At 34.3% G+C, this 22192-nt stretch carries 20 protein-coding genes; 13 read left to right on the top strand and 7 right to left on the bottom strand.

The window, feature by feature from the left end; translation table 11 throughout:
- The 5 genes from NST02_RS02225 to rlmH all read left to right on the top strand — a co-directional run bounded on the left by NST02_RS02225 (position 1) and on the right by rlmH (position 3941).
- Positions 1–564 (top strand): transposase, encoded by a 564-nt coding sequence (locus NST02_RS02225; RefSeq protein ID WP_340947816.1) that lies wholly within the window; start codon positions 1–3, stop codon positions 562–564.
- Entirely contained in the window at positions 528–1391 is an 864-nt protein-coding gene (locus NST02_RS02230) for an IS3 family transposase (protein WP_340947818.1), read from the top strand. The genes NST02_RS02225 and NST02_RS02230 overlap by 37 nt, the downstream gene beginning before the upstream one ends.
- A 314-nt stretch (positions 1392–1705) precedes the next feature.
- A complete protein-coding gene (locus NST02_RS02235; RefSeq protein WP_137743743.1) occupies positions 1706–2923 on the top strand; it encodes a S1C family serine protease in 1218 nt (405 codons plus the stop codon).
- Between the two features lie 312 nt (positions 2924–3235).
- Positions 3236–3394: a CxxH/CxxC protein gene (locus NST02_RS02240; protein WP_137743744.1), complete on the top strand. Its 159-nt coding sequence runs from the start codon at positions 3236–3238 to the stop codon at positions 3392–3394.
- A gap of 67 nt (positions 3395–3461) precedes the next feature.
- A complete protein-coding gene (rlmH, locus tag NST02_RS02245; RefSeq protein ID WP_340947823.1) occupies positions 3462–3941 on the top strand; it encodes a 23S rRNA (pseudouridine(1915)-N(3))-methyltransferase RlmH in 480 nt (159 codons plus the stop codon).
- On the opposite strand, the gene NST02_RS02250 is transcribed toward rlmH, so the two are convergent.
- From NST02_RS02250 to NST02_RS02260, 3 genes are read right to left on the bottom strand one after another with little or no spacing between them, the layout of a single operon-like run.
- Complete coding sequence (locus tag NST02_RS02250; RefSeq protein WP_340947825.1) at positions 3882–5603, bottom strand: recombinase family protein; 1722 nt, start codon at positions 5601–5603, stop codon at positions 3882–3884. The genes rlmH and NST02_RS02250 overlap by 60 nt on opposite strands.
- A 16-nt stretch (positions 5604–5619) precedes the next feature.
- Positions 5620–5763: a hypothetical protein gene (locus NST02_RS02255; RefSeq protein WP_340947826.1), complete on the bottom strand. Its 144-nt coding sequence runs from the start codon at positions 5761–5763 to the stop codon at positions 5620–5622.
- Positions 5764–5790: 27 nt separating this feature from the next.
- Positions 5791–6483 (bottom strand): helix-turn-helix domain-containing protein, encoded by a 693-nt coding sequence (locus NST02_RS02260; protein WP_340947827.1) that lies wholly within the window; start codon positions 6481–6483, stop codon positions 5791–5793.
- Positions 6484–6782: 299 nt separating this feature from the next.
- Between NST02_RS02260 and NST02_RS02265 the strand changes: the two genes are divergently transcribed.
- Positions 6783–7454, top strand: coding sequence for a hypothetical protein (locus NST02_RS02265; RefSeq protein WP_145962255.1), 672 nt, complete (start codon positions 6783–6785; stop codon positions 7452–7454).
- On the top strand, positions 7451–8281 hold the full coding sequence (locus NST02_RS02270; RefSeq protein ID WP_340947830.1) for a hypothetical protein: 831 nt from the start codon (positions 7451–7453) through the stop codon (positions 8279–8281). The genes NST02_RS02265 and NST02_RS02270 overlap by 4 nt, the downstream gene beginning before the upstream one ends.
- Positions 8282–8624: 343 nt before the next feature.
- Here NST02_RS02270 and radC read toward each other — a convergent pair whose 3' ends face one another.
- From radC to NST02_RS02290, 4 genes are all read right to left on the bottom strand, one after another.
- Positions 8625–9233, bottom strand: coding sequence for a RadC family protein (gene radC, locus NST02_RS02275; protein WP_340947831.1), 609 nt, complete (start codon positions 9231–9233; stop codon positions 8625–8627).
- A 199-nt stretch (positions 9234–9432) separates the two neighbouring features.
- Positions 9433–9762, bottom strand: a complete 330-nt coding sequence (locus NST02_RS02280; RefSeq protein ID WP_340947832.1) for a hypothetical protein — start codon at positions 9760–9762, stop codon at positions 9433–9435.
- Positions 9763–9764: 2 nt separating this feature from the next.
- Entirely contained in the window at positions 9765–10193 is a 429-nt protein-coding gene (locus tag NST02_RS02285; protein ID WP_340947833.1) for a hypothetical protein, read from the bottom strand.
- A 25-nt stretch (positions 10194–10218) separates the two neighbouring features.
- Positions 10219–10725, bottom strand: a complete 507-nt coding sequence (locus NST02_RS02290; protein WP_340947834.1) for a hypothetical protein — start codon at positions 10723–10725, stop codon at positions 10219–10221.
- Positions 10726–11271: 546 nt separating this feature from the next.
- Between NST02_RS02290 and NST02_RS02295 the strand changes: the two genes are divergently transcribed.
- The 6 genes from NST02_RS02295 (at position 11272) to NST02_RS02320 (ending at position 22044) form a co-directional block, all read left to right on the top strand.
- On the top strand, positions 11272–11508 hold the full coding sequence (locus NST02_RS02295) for a TIGR04540 family protein (protein ID WP_340947835.1): 237 nt from the start codon (positions 11272–11274) through the stop codon (positions 11506–11508).
- A 32-nt stretch (positions 11509–11540) separates the two neighbouring features.
- Entirely contained in the window at positions 11541–13613 is a 2073-nt protein-coding gene (locus NST02_RS02300; RefSeq protein WP_340947836.1) for a Druantia anti-phage system protein DruA, read from the top strand.
- Positions 13614–13629: 16 nt separating this feature from the next.
- Complete coding sequence (locus NST02_RS02305) at positions 13630–15183, top strand: AAA family ATPase (protein WP_340947838.1); 1554 nt, start codon at positions 13630–13632, stop codon at positions 15181–15183.
- Positions 15184–15188: 5 nt separating this feature from the next.
- Complete coding sequence (locus tag NST02_RS02310; protein WP_340947839.1) at positions 15189–16658, top strand: hypothetical protein; 1470 nt, start codon at positions 15189–15191, stop codon at positions 16656–16658.
- Between the two features lie 5 nt (positions 16659–16663).
- Positions 16664–21298 (top strand): FtsK/SpoIIIE domain-containing protein, encoded by a 4635-nt coding sequence (locus NST02_RS02315; protein ID WP_340947840.1) that lies wholly within the window; start codon positions 16664–16666, stop codon positions 21296–21298.
- A 68-nt stretch (positions 21299–21366) separates the two neighbouring features.
- A complete protein-coding gene (locus NST02_RS02320; protein WP_340947842.1) occupies positions 21367–22044 on the top strand; it encodes a DNA/RNA nuclease SfsA in 678 nt (225 codons plus the stop codon).
- Positions 22045–22192 lie beyond the last annotated feature (148 nt).

Below are 22192 nucleotides of genomic sequence, written 5' to 3' on the forward strand. Positions count from 1 at the left end.
ATGGCGAAGTATAGTGAAGAATTTAAATTAAAAATTGTAATGGAATATCTAAGGGGCAAACTAGGATATTACTTATTAGCCCAAAAATATGGTATTCCTGCTGAATCTCAAGTCAGAAGATGGGTTCGTGCTTATAAAGAATTTGGAGAAGACGGACTACGTAGGAAGCATTCTAAACAAGTTTATTCTGTCAAATTTAAGTTAGATGTATTAAACTTTATGAAACACACAGGTGCTTCTTACCAAGATACTGCGATTATCTTTAAGATGAACAATCCTTCATTGATTACCCATTGGTACAGAACCTTTTTGGAGGAAGGTATAGAAGGCCTGCAGGATAAAGTGAAAGGGCGGTCTTCTATGTCTAAAAATCAGAAAGCAAAATTACCAAAACAAGAAAAAGAGTTATCTCGTGAAAAACGATTAGAACGAGAAAATGAACTTCTACGTTTAGAGAATGCCTATTTAAAAAAGTTAAAAGCTTTTCAAGAAAATCCGAATGCCTCCCTCGAAAAGCACAAACAGCGTTGGCATTCGAACTCAAAGAAGAAGGATTCAAATTAAAAGATGTTTTAGAAATAGTGGGGATTCCAGAGGCAACTTATCATTACCATGTGAAGCAACTACAGAAAGAAGATCCAGATAGAGAATGGAAGGAAATAATTACTGAAATTTTTCAAAAGCACGAGGGTAGATACGGGTATCGTCGCATTTGTTTAGAGTTAAGAGGTCAAGGTTATATCATTAACCATAAAAAAGTTCAACGAATAATGAGTGAACTAGGGTTGAAATGTGTAAAATTCACACGTAAATCTCGTTATCAATCGTATAAAGGCACGATTGGTAAAGTAGCCAAAAACCGCTTGAATCGTAGATTTAATACATCTATCCGTCTCCAAAAACTAGTAACAGATGTGACCGAATTCAAATGTACTGAAAATCAGAAACTATATTTAAGTCCCATTATGGATTTATACAACGGCGAAATTATATCTTTTGGTCTATCTAACAGACCAACATTAGACTTCGTTCTAGAGCCATTAATTGAAGCATTAGGAACCATTACAAATGAAGCAGAATATCGCACCACCATTCATTCGGATCAAGGTTGGCATTATCAACATAAGACTTGGGTAAAAACATTAAAGAAAAATAAAATCTTTCAAAGCATGTCTCGAAAAGCAACCTGTGCGGATAATGCGGCAATGGAAAATTTCTTTGGGGTCCTCAAGCAAGAGATGTATTATGGAGAAGAATTAGTATCTTATGAAGAGCTAAAAAAACAAATTGTTGAGTACATAGATTACTACAATAATAAGCGTATAAAAGTAAAATTGGCTGGTTTAAGTCCAATACAATACCGAACTCAAACCAGCCAATCAGCTGCTTAATAAAAACTCTAACTTTGTGGGGTCACCACCTCTCCACGCTTTTTTTATTGACTAGGGTACAGTTATGGGAGTGTATTTTTAAGTCTTTTGCCAGCAGCCAAAGCCTAATATGCTTCTTGCACGGCCAGTAACAACAGGTTCCCTCCGTTCAGTATGAAGCATGCATTAAATTGCGGCTAATTTATGAACAAATTTAAAAGGGAGAGGAATTTAAATGCTTATGATTAGTTTTTTGTTCTTGTAAGATTATAATTAGGTATATATAGGAAGAATAACTTTTAGCGATCGTTCTTATGAAAGGAATGGTGAAGAATATGGGTTATTACGACCAAGATTATGAAAGTCGTTATAAAAAGCAGAAAGGAAACAGAGGGGGCTACTTTTTAGCGAGCCTACTAGGTGTTGTACTTGGGGGATTCCTTGTCATTCTAGCCTTTCCGAAACTGGTGGATTATCATGTTCTCCCTTACGATGTGTCACCATCTCAGCAGACTGGCGGAGAGGAGAAAAGTGCGATTGAAACGCAGAATGTTGCTGTGAATGTGGAGAGCGATATTACGAAGGCGGTTGATAAGGCAGCAGATGCGGTAGTCGGAATTTCGAACATCCAGCAAACAAGCTTTTGGCATGGCAATACGTCAGACGGACAAGAAGCCGGAACAGGTTCAGGGGTTATTTATAAAAAGGAAAATGGCAAAGCCTATGTTGTTACAAACCATCATGTCATTGAGGGTGCCTCCTCTTTGGAAATTTCCTTAAACGATGGGACTAAAATCCCGGCAACGCTAAGAGGTAGTGATGTGTGGACTGACTTAGCTGTATTAGAGGTCGATGGCAGCGAGATTGAGACCATTGCCGAGTTTGGTGATTCAGACTCCTTGCGCACAGGTGAGCCTGTTATTGCGATTGGCAATCCGTTAGGTGCCATCTTTTCCGGCTCTGTCACACAAGGGATCATTTCCGGCTTAGAGAGAGCAATTCCTGTTGATATCAATCAGGATGGGATTGTCGACTGGCAGGCGGAAGTATTGCAAACGGATGCTGCGATTAATCCAGGTAACAGCGGTGGCGCTCTTATCAATATCGCCGGTCAAGTCATTGGCATCAATTCAATGAAAATTGCTGAAAGTGCCGTTGAAGGCATTGGTCTAGCGATTCCGATTAATTATGCCATTCCGATCATTGATGATTTAGAGAAACACGGGCAAGTAAATCGGCCATATATGGGGATTGAACTCCAATCCGTCAACGAAATCCCATCTTACTATCAAAAGGAAGCATTAAAGCTCCCGAATGATGTAACGAATGGTGTAGCGGTTATGCGCGTTGAACCAAATTCTCCAGCAGCTCAAGCAGGTTTAAAAGAACTCGATGTAATCGTCGAAATGGATGGGGAAGAAATTAAGGATACAATCGATTTAAGGAAGCACCTTTATACGCAGAAGAACGTGGGAGATACGTTAGAAATTAAATTTTACCGCGATGGAAAGCTTCAGGAAACGACCATGAAGCTGGCTGGAGACACATTATAATCATCAAGATTGTTACGATAAAAGCAGGGGCAACCCTGCTTTTTTTCGTGTTTAAAGGCCGGAGCTTGCTATTGTTAAAGCCTTATTATGTATAGCAGAGTTAATTTGTGGCATAACTGCAAGACGTGTGAGACCTTCGTTTTCATACGAAATAAGCCGAACAAGTTTTTTTAACAAGTGGGATAAATCGTGATTTTGGCTTTATCAGAAACAAGGAACGAAAAAAATGGTAAAATAATTGTGGATAAATGCTGAATAACAATTTATCCACAATTTAAAATATTATTTTTATTAGAATGGAGAATAAATCCGATGATATATTGCTGCGAAGAACACGTAGAAATCGCGATAGATACGATTGTAGACGACTTTGAGACGTTTCCGATATTAAATAAAATTGACGATGAAAAGTTATCAACAACCTGTGAATATTGTCAAAAACATGCTGTATATATGGTGGCGAACGCGTGATCTCATACAAGATGTGGATATGTGGATAAACAATGTGGATATCTTGTTCGTAAAGTGAGGATTAGCTGTGAATATCTCAATCATTACCGTCGGAAAACTAAAAGAAAAATATTTAAAGCAAGGAATTGACGAATACTTAAAAAGAATGTCAGCTTACGCAAAGGTTGAAATCGTTGAAGTAGCCGATGAAAAAGCGCCTGAAGTTTTAAGTGAAAATGAAATGCTGCAAGTAAAGGAGAAAGAAGGAGAACGCATCCTGGCCAAGCTCCACCCCGATACATACGTCATCGCCTTAGCAATTGAAGGAAAGCAAAAATCCTCAGAAGAACTGGCCGACACACTAGACAAACTGGCCACCTACGGCAAAAGCAAAATCGCCTTCGTCATCGGCGGCTCGCTCGGCTTGAGCCAGCAGGTGTTGCAGCGATCAGACGAAAAACTATCATTCTCAAAAATGACCTTTCCCCACCAATTGATGCGCTTGGTTTTAGCGGAGCAGATCTATCGGGCGTTTCGGATTATGAGGGGGGAACCGTATCATAAATAAGGGTAAAATATTAAGGGAAGATAAGGCTTCCCTAAAGTTTTCCTCCTTTGAAAATTGCTCTTCCATGAAGGTTGTATCGAGAGGTGCAATGCAGTTTATTTCAGACATTTTATTAATTAAGACACTAGAGCTACCTTGTAAAGCCTCAATGGTGAAGTCAAACATCAAATTGATACACTTGATTTGTCTGCCTTCCTTATGAGATACCTTTTCTTTGGTTATTTGGATATCCTTTATAAAGAGTGAAAGCAGCTCCTTCTTTTCTGTAGCATCTGCTTTGTCCAGAAGAGTATCAATGTTTTTGAGTAGATGAGTCAGTGCTTCAGCATCGATGGGATCTTTACTGATAGTTTGTAGCTCTTTTTCAACCTTCTCTATATGACTCTCAATGGTAACAAGTTGTTTTTTCTGTTCTAGCATTTTCTTACTATAAATATCCCTTAAATCGGGATCATCCATTAGCAATGTAACTAAATTGTCTATCTGCTTTTCAGTTTTCTTTTTGTTTTTAAGCAGCCGTTTATTCTCATCTAGTAATGGAGATTCAGCATTCAATCTCTCGTCATTCATTTTATTGACTAACTTCTCAATAAAATAGGGAAGTGTTACAATACGATTTAATTCATTGATTACATATTGTTCAGCCTTGTCCGCATTTATGGTATGGGCTTGGCATGCAGTTCTACCTTTGTTTTTATACTGACCACATTGATAAAGTCTATATTGTTTGCCATTTTTACCCCTGGACTTTGCTGCAGTCATTCCATATCCGCATTCGGGACAACGAAGTAATCGACCTAAGAAGTATGGTTTTGACGATTGTGCTGGACGGAAGGAGCGTGTTTTCAATTTTTGCTGCACTTGATTCCAAAGCTCCATCTCGATTATTGGAGTATGTATGCCATCTCTTATTATCGGATTATCTTTTTTACCTTTTCTTCTTTTCTCAGACCAATTCTCATGCTGATTATAACGAATTTTTCCTATGTATAATGGATTCTCTAAAATACCTTTTATAGTAGCAATGGAGAAGTCCTTTTTCTTTTTTGTTTTATAACCAAGCTTGTTCATTTCATAAGCAATTTTCTTATAGCCATGGCCTTTACTTGCTAAGATAAATATCTCTTTTACAATCTTTGCTTCATCTTCATTGATAATAAGTTCCTTGTTAATCACATCATAACCAAGCACTATTCCACCATTCCACATTCCTTGATTAGCTCGTTGATTCATTCCCATCTTAACACGATCAATTATCGTTGCCCGCTCCATTTCAGCAACAGAACTCATTACTGTGTAGAACATCTTTCCACCAGGTGTAGTAGTATCAATGTTCTCTGAATAACTCATTAGTTGAACATTGTGGCGTTCAAGAGTTTCAACAATTTCAAGTGAATCCCTTGTTTTACGTGCCAATCGGTCTAGTTTATATGTTATAACAGTATCAAATTCTCCATTTTTTGATTCCTTAAGTAGACGCTGCATTTGTGGTCTACCCTCAATACTTTTTCCACTTCTTCCCTCATCGATATATTCATCAATGATCTGAATGTCACGTTGTTTTGCATAATCGTAGAGAAGGTGTTTCTGTGCTTCAATACTGTATCCTTCTGTTGCTTGTTCCTCTGTACTTACTCGTGCGTAGATTACTCCTTTAATCATTAAAACTCCTCCTTAATTAGCGATTCTTTTCGTTGTCAGTTACATCACTCTTAGATAAAGTACTTTCAATAATAGATGCCAGTTGATCTAAAAAAGCTTCTCTTTTTTGTTCCTCTACTTTTAGTTCTTCAACGAGACTGTGGGTTGAGCTATTTTGCACGTTTTATCCCTCCATAAGATACTTAATTTATTTGGTCTCCTTATTAGTAAGAAGATTTAAAAGTTCATCAGCAGACAGAACCTTGTTGTGACGATTGATAATTTCAACGGCTTCTTGTAATGGATGAACAGCTTTAGATGTTTCAAATTTCTTTTTAGATAGGGTTGTAGTCTCAAGAAGAAGCCTCGAAATCAAATGTTCTATTTCATCATCAGTTATGTCTTCCTTAAACTGAATATGATATATAGGTTCAATTTCACTTCTGCCTAAGCAGTTATATAGTAAAATCCCCTTTATTTCATCAAAGTCAAAAAAGTTCTCATCCTTCTCGTTTTCATCATTAATAACAGTACTATATTCATCTGTATCCTCAATGATGAAATCTTCATCGTCAATGATTATTGGTTCCTCAGGCTTACCTATAGCAAATAACCTTTCCTCACTCATATAGAATTCATCTGTAACGGATTCCAGAGGTACTCCATATTCTTTTGTTAGTTTATGAACAATAAGAAATGAGGGGTTCTTGGAACTACCTCTTTCAATTGATGAAATTGTTTGAGGAGATACTTCAAGGCGAGAACCAAGAGATGTAATTGTAAAATCATCCGAATTATGACTGTACTGCATTATGTGATGACGAAAGAATTTCAACCTTTCACCTATAGTAGACCTTTTAAGATATTGAAAATCATATGTATCAATATGTATTTTAGGCATCGTGCATTCAACTCCTGTTTATTTAATTCTTGATTTTATTTTACCAACATTGTACTATATAGTCAATTATATAATAGAATTATTAAATTATATAATAACAAGTAAGGAGAATACCATTGAAAAATTTAGCAAGGTATATTGTGAACGACACAAAACCTAACCAATTTAACATATCTAGGAATGGTCAGTTTATTATTCAAAGAAAGATATTTTCAGATATTTACCCAGATTTTCCTGACCTTATTACTTTTAAACTTTATATATACCTGTGTAGGTCATATGAATGGAGATATCAGAGGGTGAAGAAGGCCAAAAGTGAAATGCAGCAGGATTTGAATTTGAATCGTTCTCAACTTAATAATGCATTGGGATGGCTAGAGGCTCATTATTTTATAGAGAGAACCAATTCCCATAAACAGCAAATGTTTCAAGCAGAATTATTAACTGCGCCAGATTACGATCCATTTACCAATACATATATAAGCTGCAAATCTATAGCGTTCCATACAAGTGAGTTGAAACAAAGGAATCAAGGGTATATTATGCTGCCGGCAGATGCAGTTACTAATATAATGCTAGAAAACACGTCCACATCCGATAGAATATGGACATACACAAAGCTGAAGGTTTATCTACTTTTGTATGGTAACTGTTGGTTAAGCTATTTTGGTGGAGTAAATCCTGACTCTGTACATATAGAAAGTAATGCAATTCATGTCGAACCTTCATTCTATTACAATGTAAAAAAATCGGAGAAACAGGTGATTAAAACAATAGAGCTGTTATTATCTATGGATTTATTTAAAGTTGTAAAGGTTGGCTTTATAAAAGGTGAATACATAGGGGACAGTTTAGTAGTACCTAAAAGCAATGGCTTAAAGGAACATTTCGTTTTACGACCATATCATTTATCTGAGAAAAAAGTGAAAGACAAGAAGTTAGACAACATAAGGGGATGTATGATTCTATGACATACAATAAGATTAGAGCAAAGATTATGGATAAGAGTGTATTAATAGAACATGACGGGGGTAGTCATATAGTTATACATGATCAGCCAATGGAGATGCCACATTCAAGCTCAAAAGGAACCGAACGATTACAGAATACCTCTATGATGGATTTTCAGGGAAAGATATCCATGGTATTACGCGCAATTTCCAACCAAAAGAACATTCAGCTACCCCTTCCTAAGGGTGTTTATGGTGTTGATATAAATATCACAACATCAAGATCTCATAAGGAGCTTAACCTACTTGATTCAGTAAAAGCTATTGTAGATGCAATTAACCGTGAAATAGTATTTAATGATGCTGAGATCTATTCTTTGAAAATTAACTTGTATTTGACTAGTTCAGGTTCAAGAAAGAGGACTAGTATTCCCTCAGATAGTATTGATCTTCGTATTTATGACCATTTAACTCAAAATACTATACTTCAGTTTAATAGCCTTACTACGTATATTGTGTCCAAGAGTAAACCGATGCTTTCCGGTGGCTTTGATGAGGAGAATTTCTATCCTCACATTGAGTTATTACATCATCATGTGGGACAACTTATCTACAAGGATGGATTTAAAATCGTGGCTGCAAATGAATATGCTGTAAAGCTGCACTTTAAAGGAGCGGTACAATCCAAAGACTTAGATAACATGGCAAAGACATATCTACCAATCTTATATGGAACACAAGTAGTAACACCGCATAATATAGTAAAACTTGAACTATTGAAAGAGCATGAATCAAATAGAACAGGCTCTATTGATATACGAGTAAATTGTAATAATGTGCAACCATAGATAAAGTCTTGTATATCAAGGAAATATGACACTTTTATACACTGTTACTATGCAACATATACTAGAGGTATTTCATTGTATTACAAAATCCAATGTTACAATTTGGGGTTTTAGCGGATTAATATATAGTAATTGAGCAATTTTAATTTTTGGCGGATTTTAGTATCTATACAAAATTCTTAGGAAACCCCTATATACCAAGGTTTAAGGTTATTTCAATAGCGGTACCCATCAAAAAAGTGATGATTTTTTCAAACTTTAGCCCATAACTTAATGATTTTAGGAGAAAGCCAGTGTTGGTGCTATTTCTAACACCTTCACTGACTTTCCTAAGAAATATTTTTTATAGATATCCTTTTTCTTTCAAACTAGTATATTTCTCATGGCCCACAATGATATGATCCAAAATCTCAATACCCATCATCTTTCCAGCCTCACCTAGACGTTTTGTTACATTAATGTCTTCCATACTTGGTGAAACGTCGCCACTAGGGTGGTTATGCCCGACAATTGCACTAGCGCAGCTGCGGCGGACTAAATGATTAAAGACCTCCCTTGGGTGTACTATACTAGCATTTAGTGAACCGACAAATACTGTTTCACGAAATACTATTTGATTTTTAGTATTTAAGCCAAGAACTACAAAATGCTCTTGATTTAAATATTGCATATCCTTAAGGTAATTATAAGCATCTTGAGGGGAGCGGATTGTAAATCGTTGTTCAACAGGGCAAGGATTCATACGTGCAAGCTGTAAAGCAGCAATTATTTGTTTAGCTTTTACTTTTCCGATTCCCTTTATTTGCAACAGCTCATCCTCAGTTACAGCTAATAATTCTTGAATAGATGGGTAGCGGCTGAATAATTCGCTAACTACATAACTATCTTCCTTCTCACGAGTTGTTGTAGCTAATAGATTTCTAAAAGTGATTTTATCGATTGAATTGTTCATTATAAATTCCTCCATTATTGTTTGATAAAAATAAAAAAGGAGAGACGATATACGCCCCTCCTGATTGAGTGAAAACTTCTGTTACGATATACTGTTGTTGAATGATATTTAGTGTAGATGAGTTCATTGGCAGAATGAGCTCATCTATTTTTGTGCAATAAAAAAGCACATCGACCGCATCTCTGCAATCCATGTGCTTTCAATCAATATGGTTGTGTTCATCCATCGTTCTTACCTCCTTCAGCATCAGTAAATCTTGAATAAAGTCTGATGCCTGTTTCTTGGTTAGCTGTGTACTACGCTCAACTCCAAAAGTCATCTTCATCAATTCCTTTGCAACATCCGTCGGCATATCCATTTCATTGACGATACGGAAGATCTTCTGTAGTTGAGCCTTTGTTGCTTGTTCACCACCTCCTTTAATAGCTTTAGTTTTTGCTTGTGGAAAATCTTCAATGTCTTGTGTGAAGATACCACTTGAACGTGTTGCAGATAGAACTGCATCAATTAACGCTCTCTTTTTTGCCATCTTCAATACGGTGTTGACGATTGTATAAGGGTCTTGTTGCTGAAAAGAAGATTCCTTGCTATTGCATGATCCAGGCCCTCAGCTTCAACGAGTCCATTGTCTTTGCGTATTAGTGTCATCTTCACTTCATAAGCAAATATACCTGATTCCCATTGTTCGATACGATTGACGACATCTGCTGTTTTCAAGAACCCAAATACATCGCATAGCTTTTCGGCACCTGGCTTAAGTAATGTAGGCTTTGAAAATCCATCTACTAAACCATAATCAACACCTTTCACCATCACCTCTTCAACAAACGTTTGGAGTTCCTGTACACGGCGTTTGGATTCGATAGTCGATACAACAATATTAGGTAGTGAAACTATTTCAGATTCATGATTAGAGAATGGTACTATATTGTCACTTTGGAAATGCATACTTGATTTCATATGTTTCTCACCTCCTTTCAATAGATTAAGATTTTTTATTAATTGCATCTGCAAGTTTTGATAGTCCTTGCGACGTTTTCTTCACAAGAAACTTTCCTGCCTTATGATTTATTTGATTACCTTTACTGAATGCTTTAGATGAGAAATCTAATGACTTAGTTACCAAGCTATGTGTAGACTGATTCATATTTTCTAAGCTCTTAATAACGTTTAAAAGTACATCTTCTCCTCTTGATTCCAGTGATTCAGCAGCATTGGTTAGTGCATAAGAAACTCGCTCTTTAGTAGAAACATAGTTTTTCAAATCATCTTCATGTAAGGCCACAACTTCCTTTAGCGCTGTTTGGATCTTACTTCTACTAGCTAGTAAATGAGATAGCCTAACGTAGTCATTGCATTCAATAGCATCTACTATCTCATTTTTAATTCTTTCATCTTCATTTAATAACGATTGATAGATTGTTTTAATCTCTGGAATAGGAACTCTTTTCCCATTAATCAATTCATGATCAAGCCATAAGTTTTTCCGCATAATAAAATTCCTCCTAAATGTTATTGGATAATCCTAATTAGCAGTTGAAGTGGTGATAACCCTTGAGTGTTAACTTCAATACCATTCCATCTGACTTGCTTTTCATAGTCAGAATGAGTCCATCATCCTCAAGTTTTGATAGATTAACCTTTTGAATGTCGTACTTTACTAGAAACTTGGCAGGTATCCATTTGTTCAGTTTCTTAGCCTCAATTAGGATCTTGACCAATGAGTTGTTCATCTTCATTCCTCCTTTCATAGTGCGCTCCTCTCACCACGCAAGTCGTCTCTGTAATGCAAAAAAACCGTTATCTATCCAAATGGATAAACAACGGTTTATATAAAGGGGTGGGGCATGAAACGGATGGGTACCCCTTTTTTGATATGAAACTAGGTGCATTGGAAAATTACATGTAATTTAATTAAGTATAGACACTTGTTAATTTTAGGAAATAATAGTTTGTCTTTATTGGACATAAGACTTATAATTTTAATAGAAGAATTATAAAAATATTATTAGAATTTTATGAGAGTGTGAAGAAGAAAATGGAAACAATTAATACATTTTGTAAAAATCAAAAAGAGGTATCGACTCTAATTAATAGGGTTATTGATGAGTATTGGAATTCGGTAATAAGTGAAGAAAAAATGATAGGATTAATTAAAACAATAGTTGCTAATAATGAAAAGTTAGTTCTAAAAGAGAAAAAATTTACTAGTGCTGTTAAGCAAATATGTGGTAAACGTAGGCTTGAAATCGTATCAAAAATAATTAACTATTAATCATTAATGTTATTAGAAAGCGCGGGATATACATGGATAGTAATGCAATAAAAAGTGAACCTTCATTAGTTAAAGTGGAATCTGAGGATCTTGAGGAATTCTCTCCGTTCAATCCCATATTGAACGATTACTATAAGAATGTTTTTAATCGAGTGTCCCATACTACTGCAGAAAAATTACATTCTCAGAGAGTAGATTATCTGAAAGGGGTAATTAATGAGTACAATTATCTTATTGACGATGAAAATCTTGAAGGATTAAAGCTAATAACTGCTTTTAGTATTATGAAGGACTTATTAGCGCAAGGATGGAGAATGCGAAAAGGTAAAAATGATGAGATACTACTGGCTCCTCCTAAGTTACTAAGAGGAGATAGTAAGCAATACCTACGTCAGCAATTAGAAAATGAAAGAAATGCACAATTTAAGATAGAAAGTATTAAGAAGTTCATTGTTAAGATGGAAAAAAGTAAAAAATATAAGGGTAAAACAGTAAGTGTTTTTAATCTGATTGGTAACGAAGAATTTCTTAAGGATGCTGTCTGTGAGATAAAGAGTAATGTGGAATATAAAGATAAGTTTGAGTTAGCTAAAACATATGTCAAGCCATATATTCAACTTGTGGATGATTCAACTTGTTCACATACAGGATATAAATTAAGAGATATTTGGAGGTATTTCCGTTATACCTGGTCAATACCATACAAATCTACTCCAGGACGAAATCTGTTTTATCTGATTCGCGACGGTGCTCAGGAGAACCATCCGGTAATGGGGATAGCTGCATTAGGAAATTCAGTCCTACAGCTATCCCACAGAGATAATTATATTGGCTGGAATACAGAGTCTTTAAAAGAAACTCTTAGAAAGAGGACAAAAACAGAAACTTATGAGGAAATGATTAAGGGGCAACTTGGTTTAAAAAGAAAAGTTGAAAGAGTGATTGAACTTGAAAGTGACGAAGAACATAAAGAACGAGTTCAAAAGGAAAGCAAAAGAATTGCTCCGTTATTAATTAAATTTTTAGACGATGCTATTGGTGACATAAATCTTGACGGTCTTCTTTCCGAGCAGGAAGTAAAAAATATATCTGAAGAAACAATAAGTAAACTGAAAGCAGTGGCAGAGGATTTAAAAAATAAACAGCTAAATAATAAGAGGTCGAGCAGTGATAATATTGTTTGGACACAAGAATCAAGATCTCCTTTATACACAAAGAAGAGGGCGACAGAACTTGCAAAGTTATTAGATGCGAAGTTTAGAATAACAAAAACTTTAGAAACTGAAGGGGATGAATATTTAGCATTAAAGAAGTTACTAAGTGCTGATAAAGGAAAATCAATAAATGTTGCAATGCAAGCAAATCGCAAAAAAAAGATTGGTTCAAATCTGATGGAAATTATAGTTTGCGGTGCTATACCTCCATATAACCAATTGTTATCAGGGAAACTTGTTAGTATTTTGATATGTAGTCCAAAGGTTATAAAGGATTATAACCAAAAATATTCAACACAGGTTAGTGAAATTGCTTCAAGAATGAAAGGTGAAAAGGTGGTTAGAGATTCGCGATTAGCATTTCTTGGAACCACAAGTTTGTATCACATGGGCAGTAGTCAATATAACCGTATTAAAGTTCCGGTTTCTGATGGTAAGTATTTAGAATATAAGAAGCTAGGGGAAACTGAGGGATACGGGTCAGTATTTTTCACACAAGAAACTACAAAAAGTATTAGTAAAATGGTTCAAATTATTGATGGGGGAAGAAAGATAAACAATGTTTTCGGGGAGGGGACGAGTCCTAGACTAAGATTACTTAGATCTGGACTTTCAACGTTAGGGATATCATCCGAGAAATATTTAAATCATCACACCCGAAGGATTGTATATGGAATTCAATTAGCCTCTAATACAAGTGAGTTTTTAAAAGGCGAGACTGATAATTTGGACTACCTATTTCCAATGGATGGAAATGAAGAAATATATACAGAGGAACTAATAGATTATTGGAGAAAACGTTGGTTTTTAAGAAGGGTAGAAAATGTAGATATACTAGAAAGACTTAGCTCATTTGAAAAAAAATCAGTTGCATTGAGTAATTACTTTTAGTATTGGGGGGATTGGGGTGTCTTTTGATTTAGATTTTATTGCAAAGCTTTATAATAACAGAAATAGCTATGCTGATGTTTTCACTGATGAGGAATTACATGCTATACACGTTGAGTCGGGTATTGAGGATTTAATTAAAAATTATATTGAACAAGGAAAGCAGATATTTCTAACAGGAAACCCAGGCGATGGAAAAACACATTTAATTAAATCCTTATCAAAATATCTTGAAAAGCATAATGCATTTGTTGAATTAGATGCTAATAGTATAAAGGACGAGGAATTGTTCTTACGCAAGCTAAAAAATGCAATTAAAGATAATAGACCGAGCATTATAGCGATAAACGAATTCCCTCTATTATCACTTTTGCAATCTTTAGGAGATAGACTACCTGGATATAAGCAAATATCGTCTCAACGTGAGAAAGGTATTGTTTATAATAAAGGAACTGAAGATTTGATTCAAGATGTAGTTGTAATAGATTTGAATAATAGAAATTTATTAACTGTGGATATGGCTGAAAGAACATTAAATAGAATTTTAGAGGTTAGCAATATCTGTAATGATTGCGCTATTAATAATATCTGTCCCTCAAATCAAAATATAATTAAATTGAAAAATAGTCTTGTCCAAGATAGATTGCTTTTGTTAATAGAAAAAATAGGTAGTACAGGTGTTCATGTTGTAATGAGGGATATTCTTGGCTTTTTTGCATTTATACTAACCGCAGGAAAAAAATGCTCGATAAGAAGGGCAGAAGAATTTAACCAGAATCAGTATTACAATCTTATTTTTAGTGGTAATAATCAACTGTTTACTGCGATTTCATTGTTCGATCCTTTCCATTATTCTCATCCAGAGATTGACGAAAAACTTTGGAATGGAACACTGAAAGATGGTTGGGTATTTGAAAATGAATATACGGCTCCAGAAGATGCAGATGATCCAATTGAAGCCTTTAAGGAAATAAAGAGGAAGTTTTACTTTGAAAATGAGAGAGGTAAAGAACTACTAAGTCTATTACCAATAGAGTATCACTCATATTATGAGGTGTTAAAAGATGAACATGATAGGGATCAAGAAATTATTAGAAAAATAATTTCCGGAATAAATATATATTTTAACCCAGATGATAATGAAAATGATAAATTAAAAATTTGGACTACTCATAAGTATGAACTAAGAACTTACCCAAAGGTGGCAGTTTCTAGTAAGTACGCCTATTCCAATCAAGTTGAAATTTTAGTTCCTAAACTTCCTGCATATTTATTTGGTATGGAATATGTCCCCGATCACTTCTTATTCCGCGTGTATAAGTCCAAGGGGGGAGCTTATGTTGAATTAAGAATCGACTTAAACTTATATCGTGTACTATCTCTGGTGGGGAATGGATACCCTTCACAACTTGTACCTGAACAGCATCAATTCAAATTAGTTCGTTTTATGAATGAACTATCTTCGTTAGATGATGCCTTTAGCTCAAATGATTTCATTATCAGAGATATGGATAACCAATCATCGTATAATGTTAAGGTTAACACCTCACGGTACCAATTAAAGCGGGGGTAAAATAAATGAAAAATAGATTAAAAGATTATGGTAATCAGGTGTTTAATGAATATATAGGATATAGACCTAATTCATCATCAGTTAAACCAGTTCACATTGCAAATGGTTTATTTAGACTAATAACTGGAGAAAGCTATTCAGTCGATGCACTGAACGAATGGATTATAAGATGGAAGCAAGGTAAAGAGATACGTACAGCCTCTGATATTAGAGAGAAATACTATGATGCGTTTGATGAAACAGGCTTTGATGACGATGAAATTAATAAGTTAAGACATTTTTTAAATATTGTTTTTAATGCTGATAACGCAGCATATCCAAGTGCGAACAACACTGTACTAACAATCAGTTCCAAAACACAAGTTCGTAGTTCTGTATCTCTTGAATCAAATATTAACTATTTCCTGTATAATCTTCTTTCAGCAAATATTGATGGTAAAATCTCAGAGTGTATTGATTTGATTAAAGATAGTTTAAATGATGAAAGTGATGATTTGAGTAGAGTAGTTGCTCCGCTAACTAATTTTGCTAAAAAGAATAGTGTTGATATTAGGAAAAATGCTTTTATTTCAGGTGATGTTGAAAGAAGGTTAAGGTCATCTTTTGATTTATTAGCTATAAATGAGAGACAGTCTGGTAATAAACTACTCTCATTAGAGAGAATAATAATATTCAGTTGCTTTGCAGTTATTAATCACCTTTCATCAAAGATACTAGATTTATCGAAAAGCTATAATAAAGATGATCGAGTGCCAATGCTATTTTGTGCAGATGACTCCTTAGCTGCTGTGAGGTATGCGAGTGAAGAAACAATTCTTATTACAAAGCTTACTATAGAAGAGTTTTTTGATAAGGGCCTTGAAGAGGTACTAAAAAAAGAAGGTTATGATAGGTTTTCCCATGAAGAAATACTTGATCGAATTAATCATTTAAAAATGGAAGATAGCTCTAAAAGGACTACTAACAGGCAAGATGAGGATGAAAAGCGAAAGAGTTACAAAGCTTTATATCTAGGTTTTTATGAGCAAGACCGCGATCCTTATAAAGCATTTATAAAAGCAACACGATTCAAACTTTTTGCTGATGAATATGATACAGATCCAACTAGATTTGTTATAAGTTTAGGTGGAAGAATGGCCTTGCTAGCTCCAAGGGCACAGGGTGGGGGACGAAAAAGGTATTCTCCAGACCCGCTTATCCTGGAGGTACTTCTATATACAATATTAAGATCTAAGCAACGTCTTACCCTAAGCGAATTTGGGAAAGTGCTATGGGAAAGATTTGGAATCATAATTGGAGCTAACCCTGAAGAAGATTACGAGAACCTTACAAAGTGGAAGGTTAGTCAGATTACACCGGGTGATCTTGCTGGTGAGCTATCCAGAAATGCAGAAAAAATTGCTGATGTTTTAATCTCAATGGGATATGGAAAGCGTTATGCGGATGGTGTTACTGTTATCTATTTAAGGAGGTAGGCTTTATGTCAAGGTCAGTGCTATCAGATATATTGGCATCAATTGTTGCCAAAAGAATTATGAATGAAAGCTATGGAATGCTTCTTAAAGATCTCCCTAGTTACTCCTATACATTATTTATTGAGACACTGGATTTACATATACGGGAACATGACTTATTAAGGCCTAATATATTTTTTGTTGGTTTTAGAAAAGACGAGATTAGGGAATTGAAAGAACAACTTGGAAGTGAATATTACTCTGTGCCTGTTTATTACTCTGTTGAAGAGGCAGAAGATTTTAGAAATGATGGTCTTATAAATAGTACAAGTATAGTTATTGCTAAAAGGGCTGTACCTAAGCTTACTTCGCTTAAGTGGTATGAAACAATTACAGCAGAAGAGATATATAAAGAGTTGTGTAGTAACGCAGAAAAGCAATTTGGAGTCATTAATGATTCTTTGAAAAACTTGTGGAAAGCCCTTAATTCTAAAAAGATAATGAGCATTATTTCTCTTAATATGCTAATAGATTATTATCAATATCTTACTATAAATGATGAAAATATCCCTCGAGAAACTGTGGAGCAATTATTTAGATTAGGACTACTAATTGACGATAGCTTACTTATAAAAAAGCAAGTTGATTCTATAAGACAGCGACTTATAAACAACTCGGTTGTAGTCTCAAGAATAAGTAATTTAAATAAGGAGGATAGAAAGGCCTTACAGTCCCAACCCGATTCAGATATATACTATTCGACCCGTTCAAATATATTGCAATTTTATACTTCAAGAGACACAAGAGTCCTTGGTCAAATGAAGTATAATGAGGTTTTGGATTTATTATCAAAGGTACGTAGTAAAAATAAGAATAATCCACCAAGTAGATCTGATGATAATGGTCAAGTAAGTACAACTACTGGTCAACAAAGACCAAAAGATAATTCGCCAGATACAACTGGTGTTGAACTTATTATCGAACATGGTACTGAAAAGGTAAAAGGATTATTAGAAGGTATTGAAGAAGAGTATAATGAGTGGGAAAAAGGCAAAAAAAGCAGAGTTAAAGTTGAGAATGAAGATATTAGAACACAGGTAGAATTTATTCCAGAGATATATAATTTAGTTGATACATTTGTTGGTGAAGATGCTTTTGGTGGCGTTATTTTAGCAGATGTAAAAAATCCTACCGATGCGCTACGCTCTATTGATCAATTTAAAATAACTGTATTTGGTAAGAAGGATATTGAAGAAATTAAGGAGATTTTACTGCAACTTGAAAATGAATTTGAAGAAGCAGATGGTTTAAGTAAGATTTTTGAATTATTTATCTCCAGTAGGAATATGCTGATCTCTGCAGTTCATCGTTTAGCTGATAGTCCTATTTTAAAGATTGTTGAAACTGAAGAAATGCTACGGATATGCAATAAGTATATTGATAGTTATGGTAGACTTCTTAAGAAGATAAAGGAACACTACAGCCTATTTTCCTCATTTAGTCCGAGGGGATCTAAACAGTTAATTGCAAGCATCAACTCTATCGACATGATATATATTATAGGAGCAAACAATATACATTCGACTATGACACCTTTATATCCTTTATATTTGTGGAAGTATGTTGAGTTAACTGTAAGGTTAAGGGAATCGTCATCCAGTTTAAATGATATTGATAAAAGTTTCTTAGTTCGTAAGTCGGAAGAGATTCCGAACCCACTACCTACAATTTTTATTAGTAATTATATATCAAATAAGGGAGATAGGATCATACCTGAGGTAAGTTTTTTAGGGAATTTGCCTCTATACTCTAGTGAACAACAGGTCAACCAAACAACAGATGGACTTAAGGCAGTGGAAAATTCTATAGCAAAGTTTATTAAAATTTATCCTCATAGTGCCTTTGGGTTAAGGGTTGCATTTGTTAATCCACCAAGTGTTAAACATGTATTAGACATCTTTAAGGGATTTGTAAAAGAAAATGGCATCGAGTTTAATGGTGCTCATATTCAAATATATAAGACAAAGGAAACGCCTGAAAACTGGGCTAGTTTTGATGAAATTGATGATATAATACTTAATAAATTTGCCGTATCAAAAGATCCTAGCTTTTCAGTAAAGGTAGAAAACGCTATTATCGGTTTTGAGCAATTAAGAGAAAGTATTAAAATAAGTAATTTTCATGTAGTTGCTATGTTTGATCCTAGTGGTAAGTCAGTTTCCAATATTAAGAGGGATCCATTATTAAAAATACACCCACTATGTGTACCAAAGGTTTTTGATTACGACCCTATAGCTGATAAAGTCGAAATAATACCTGCTTCAGATGGAAATATATTTTCAGACCATCATGATTTGTTATCAAGATTAAATGATAAGCCCCAGGGCTGGCATCATACGGTGGTTCTAGAAATGGAATCAACTAAAAGGGAATTCGAAGAGTTAATAAACTCAGTTCCATGGCTAATTATAGCGGATTCTAATTTAAAAAACCTTGAACTAAGCGTTATAGGTTCTGAAAACTGCATATATTATGAGTCAAAAGCGTATAGAGATATAGGAGTGTACACAAAGGATTGGAATAAACTTTCTACTGGTATGATAAAATCTATTCGATCTATAGGAAATTATGATCCAAATCCTAATTGTGTTGGCAAAATTTTGAGAACAATGCAAGGGTTGAATGAAAAAGGGGTACTTCAACTAGCATCATCTAAATACGACCATACCTTTAATTTAAATCATACCAAAGGGGCATTAGGTACTACAATATCTGCAATTTATGCAAGACAGGATAAAGCTAATTATATCCTAGTAAGCCTTGATACCGATCTCTCACAAAATTGGCTTGATGAGAGAGAGAATGGGGATTTCTCTGATTTAGTAGGAATTAGATTTAATGATAATTATGCAGATATTGATATTATTGAAGTGAAAACTTATGATGGAGCTTATAAAAGGCATGAGAGTGGTAATGAAATAAGTGGAAAAGCAGTTGACCAAGTTAATTCAGTAAGGCAGTTAATAAATGAAATTTTTTCAGAACGTGACAAAATTACAAGTACATCACGCAGGGAGTTATTGAGATTTCAGGTGTTTAGAGCTTTTCACCAATTGCCTCTATCAAAGAAGGATAAGAAGGAATGGACTTATCAACTAAATCGTTTGTTTGCTGGTGAAATCCCGGTTAATATACACTCTTACATCCATCATGTAAGATTTAGCGAGCAGGGATTGACTCAAACAAATCAATATACCTCAGAATATCTTATTAACTTGGTAGAAATTCGTGATGACTTTATTAATAAGGTATTAGTAAATTGTAATGACATAAAATTTGAAAGTACTTTTAATGGATTAAATAGCAATTATGAAAAGCAACCAGAAACTATTAAGAAACGCAATTTAATAAAAAGTGATGTTGATAAAGATGGCAATTCAATAATTAGTAATTCTAAAGAAAATGGCTTACAAGGAAATATAAGGGATTTGGATGAAAAAGAGGTCAAAAACATCAAACGACAAAAGGAAAATCCGGAAAGTGCAGATGATGTAATTACTAAGGAAGATAGTAATGATGAGTTGACTAAATCAATAGAAAGAATAGCGAGCACTTTATTTAGGGCAATGAAAGACTATTCGATAGATGTTGCTTCTGTTGATCCAACACTTGCGCTAATTGCTGCGCGCTTTGTAAGATTTAGAGTTAGGTTGCGTGCAGGAGAAACTCTTCAAAAGGTATTAAGATACCGAACAGATATTAGCAGAGAGATTGAAGCTGAATCTGAAATTTTAGTAGGAAATGAACGGGGTACACAGTATATATTTGTAGATGTACCTAGAAAAAATAGTGATTCTATAATGCTTATTGAACAATTAAAGATGCTTCCTAACAAGGAGCAGGTTGGAAATTTAAATGTTATAATAGGGCAAGATCCTAGCGGGGAATATAAGATGTTAAATATCGCTCAAGCACCTCATATCTTAACTGCAGGTTCTACGGGTTCAGGGAAGACTATCTTTTTATATAGTATTATTGTTAGTTTAATATCACAGTACAACAAAGAAGAACTTGAATTTGTTATTATTGATCCCAAACAAACTGATTTTATATTTTTTGATGGCCTCCCTCATCTTAGGAATGGAGAGGTAATTTTAGATGCTGAAAAAGCAGTGGAAATTCTTACTGACTTAACGGAAAATGAATTGGAAAAACGGACGGAAATGTTAAGGCAATCCAGAAGTAGGGACTTATTCAGCTATAATCAAAAGAATCCGGATAATCCGATGAAACCCATCGTAGTAATAATCGATGAGTATGCTGATTTGGTACAGGTTGCTGACTTAGAGGGTAGGAAGAAGGATTTCGAGAGACAAATGATCAGGTTAGCTCAACGATCAAGAAATGTCGGAATTCATTTAGTTGTAGCAACTCAAAGACCAAGTGCTGATATAGTAACATCAAATTTGAAGACAAATATCCCATGTAGAATTTCCTTTAGGTTGCCGGCGCATCAGGATTCCATGACTATTTTAGATTCTCCTGGAGCAGAAGATTTATTAGGAAAGGGAGATATGTTGTTTTCTATGAATGGGGAAATAACCAGATTACAAGGCCTATTTATTAGTGAAGAAGAACTAGAAGATTATTTAAATGAATAATACACAATAAATTGAATACCGTTAGGAATTCCTGGCGGTATTCTTTCAGCTAAGGGAGAAAAATAATATTGAGGTTTAACCAATTAATTGAAGGCGTTTTTATTGAGGAGAGTAAAAATAGATTTCTATGTAAAGTACTTATTGATAACAAAGTCTGTGAATGTTACGTACCCAGTTCCTCGCGAATTGAGAATTATTTAAATGTTAAAGGGAAAAAAGTGTTATTAACACCAAATAAATCAAATAGTCGTACTAACTATTCATTATTTGCAGTGAAATTTTATAATAAGTATATTCTTTTAAATCTCAATCTTACTAATAAAGTTGTTGAGTCTATTATTAGTAGAAGGAAAAAAGAACTGAATAATTACAAGATTTTACGTGAAAAAACATACCACGGTTATAAGACAGACTTAATGTTAATGTCTAATGATGAAATGATTATCGTAGAGATCAAGGGAATAATTGCTTCACGTAGAACGGTAAGTTTTCCGTCAGTATATTCAGAAAGAGCAATTGAACAATTAAAAAAAATAAAAGAGATTCTAAGAATGGGAGTAAGGGTTGTTTATATCATTACATCTTTAAGTCCAATGGTAAAAAAGATAGTATTAGACTACCATTTTAAAAAATATCATCAGCTTTTAAATGAATGTATAGAATTAGGTATGGAAATAAGATCCTTTTCGTTGAAGTTTGAAGGAAGCGAGATTAAATATAATAACAGGGTTAAATTTATATTATGAATAAGTTTTAAACCAATAATACACAGGTACTCTTAGAATTTTTAAAAAATATAAAAATAACGCCTTAATTTTGTTCAATTATTATAAACAATTCCGATAATATAATAAATACTCTTACTTATAAATTTCAATAAAGCACCTAAAATTA

Source organism: Robertmurraya sp. FSL W8-0741 (assembly GCF_038004005.1).
GTDB lineage: Bacteria > Bacillota > Bacilli > Bacillales > Cytobacillaceae > Robertmurraya > Robertmurraya siralis.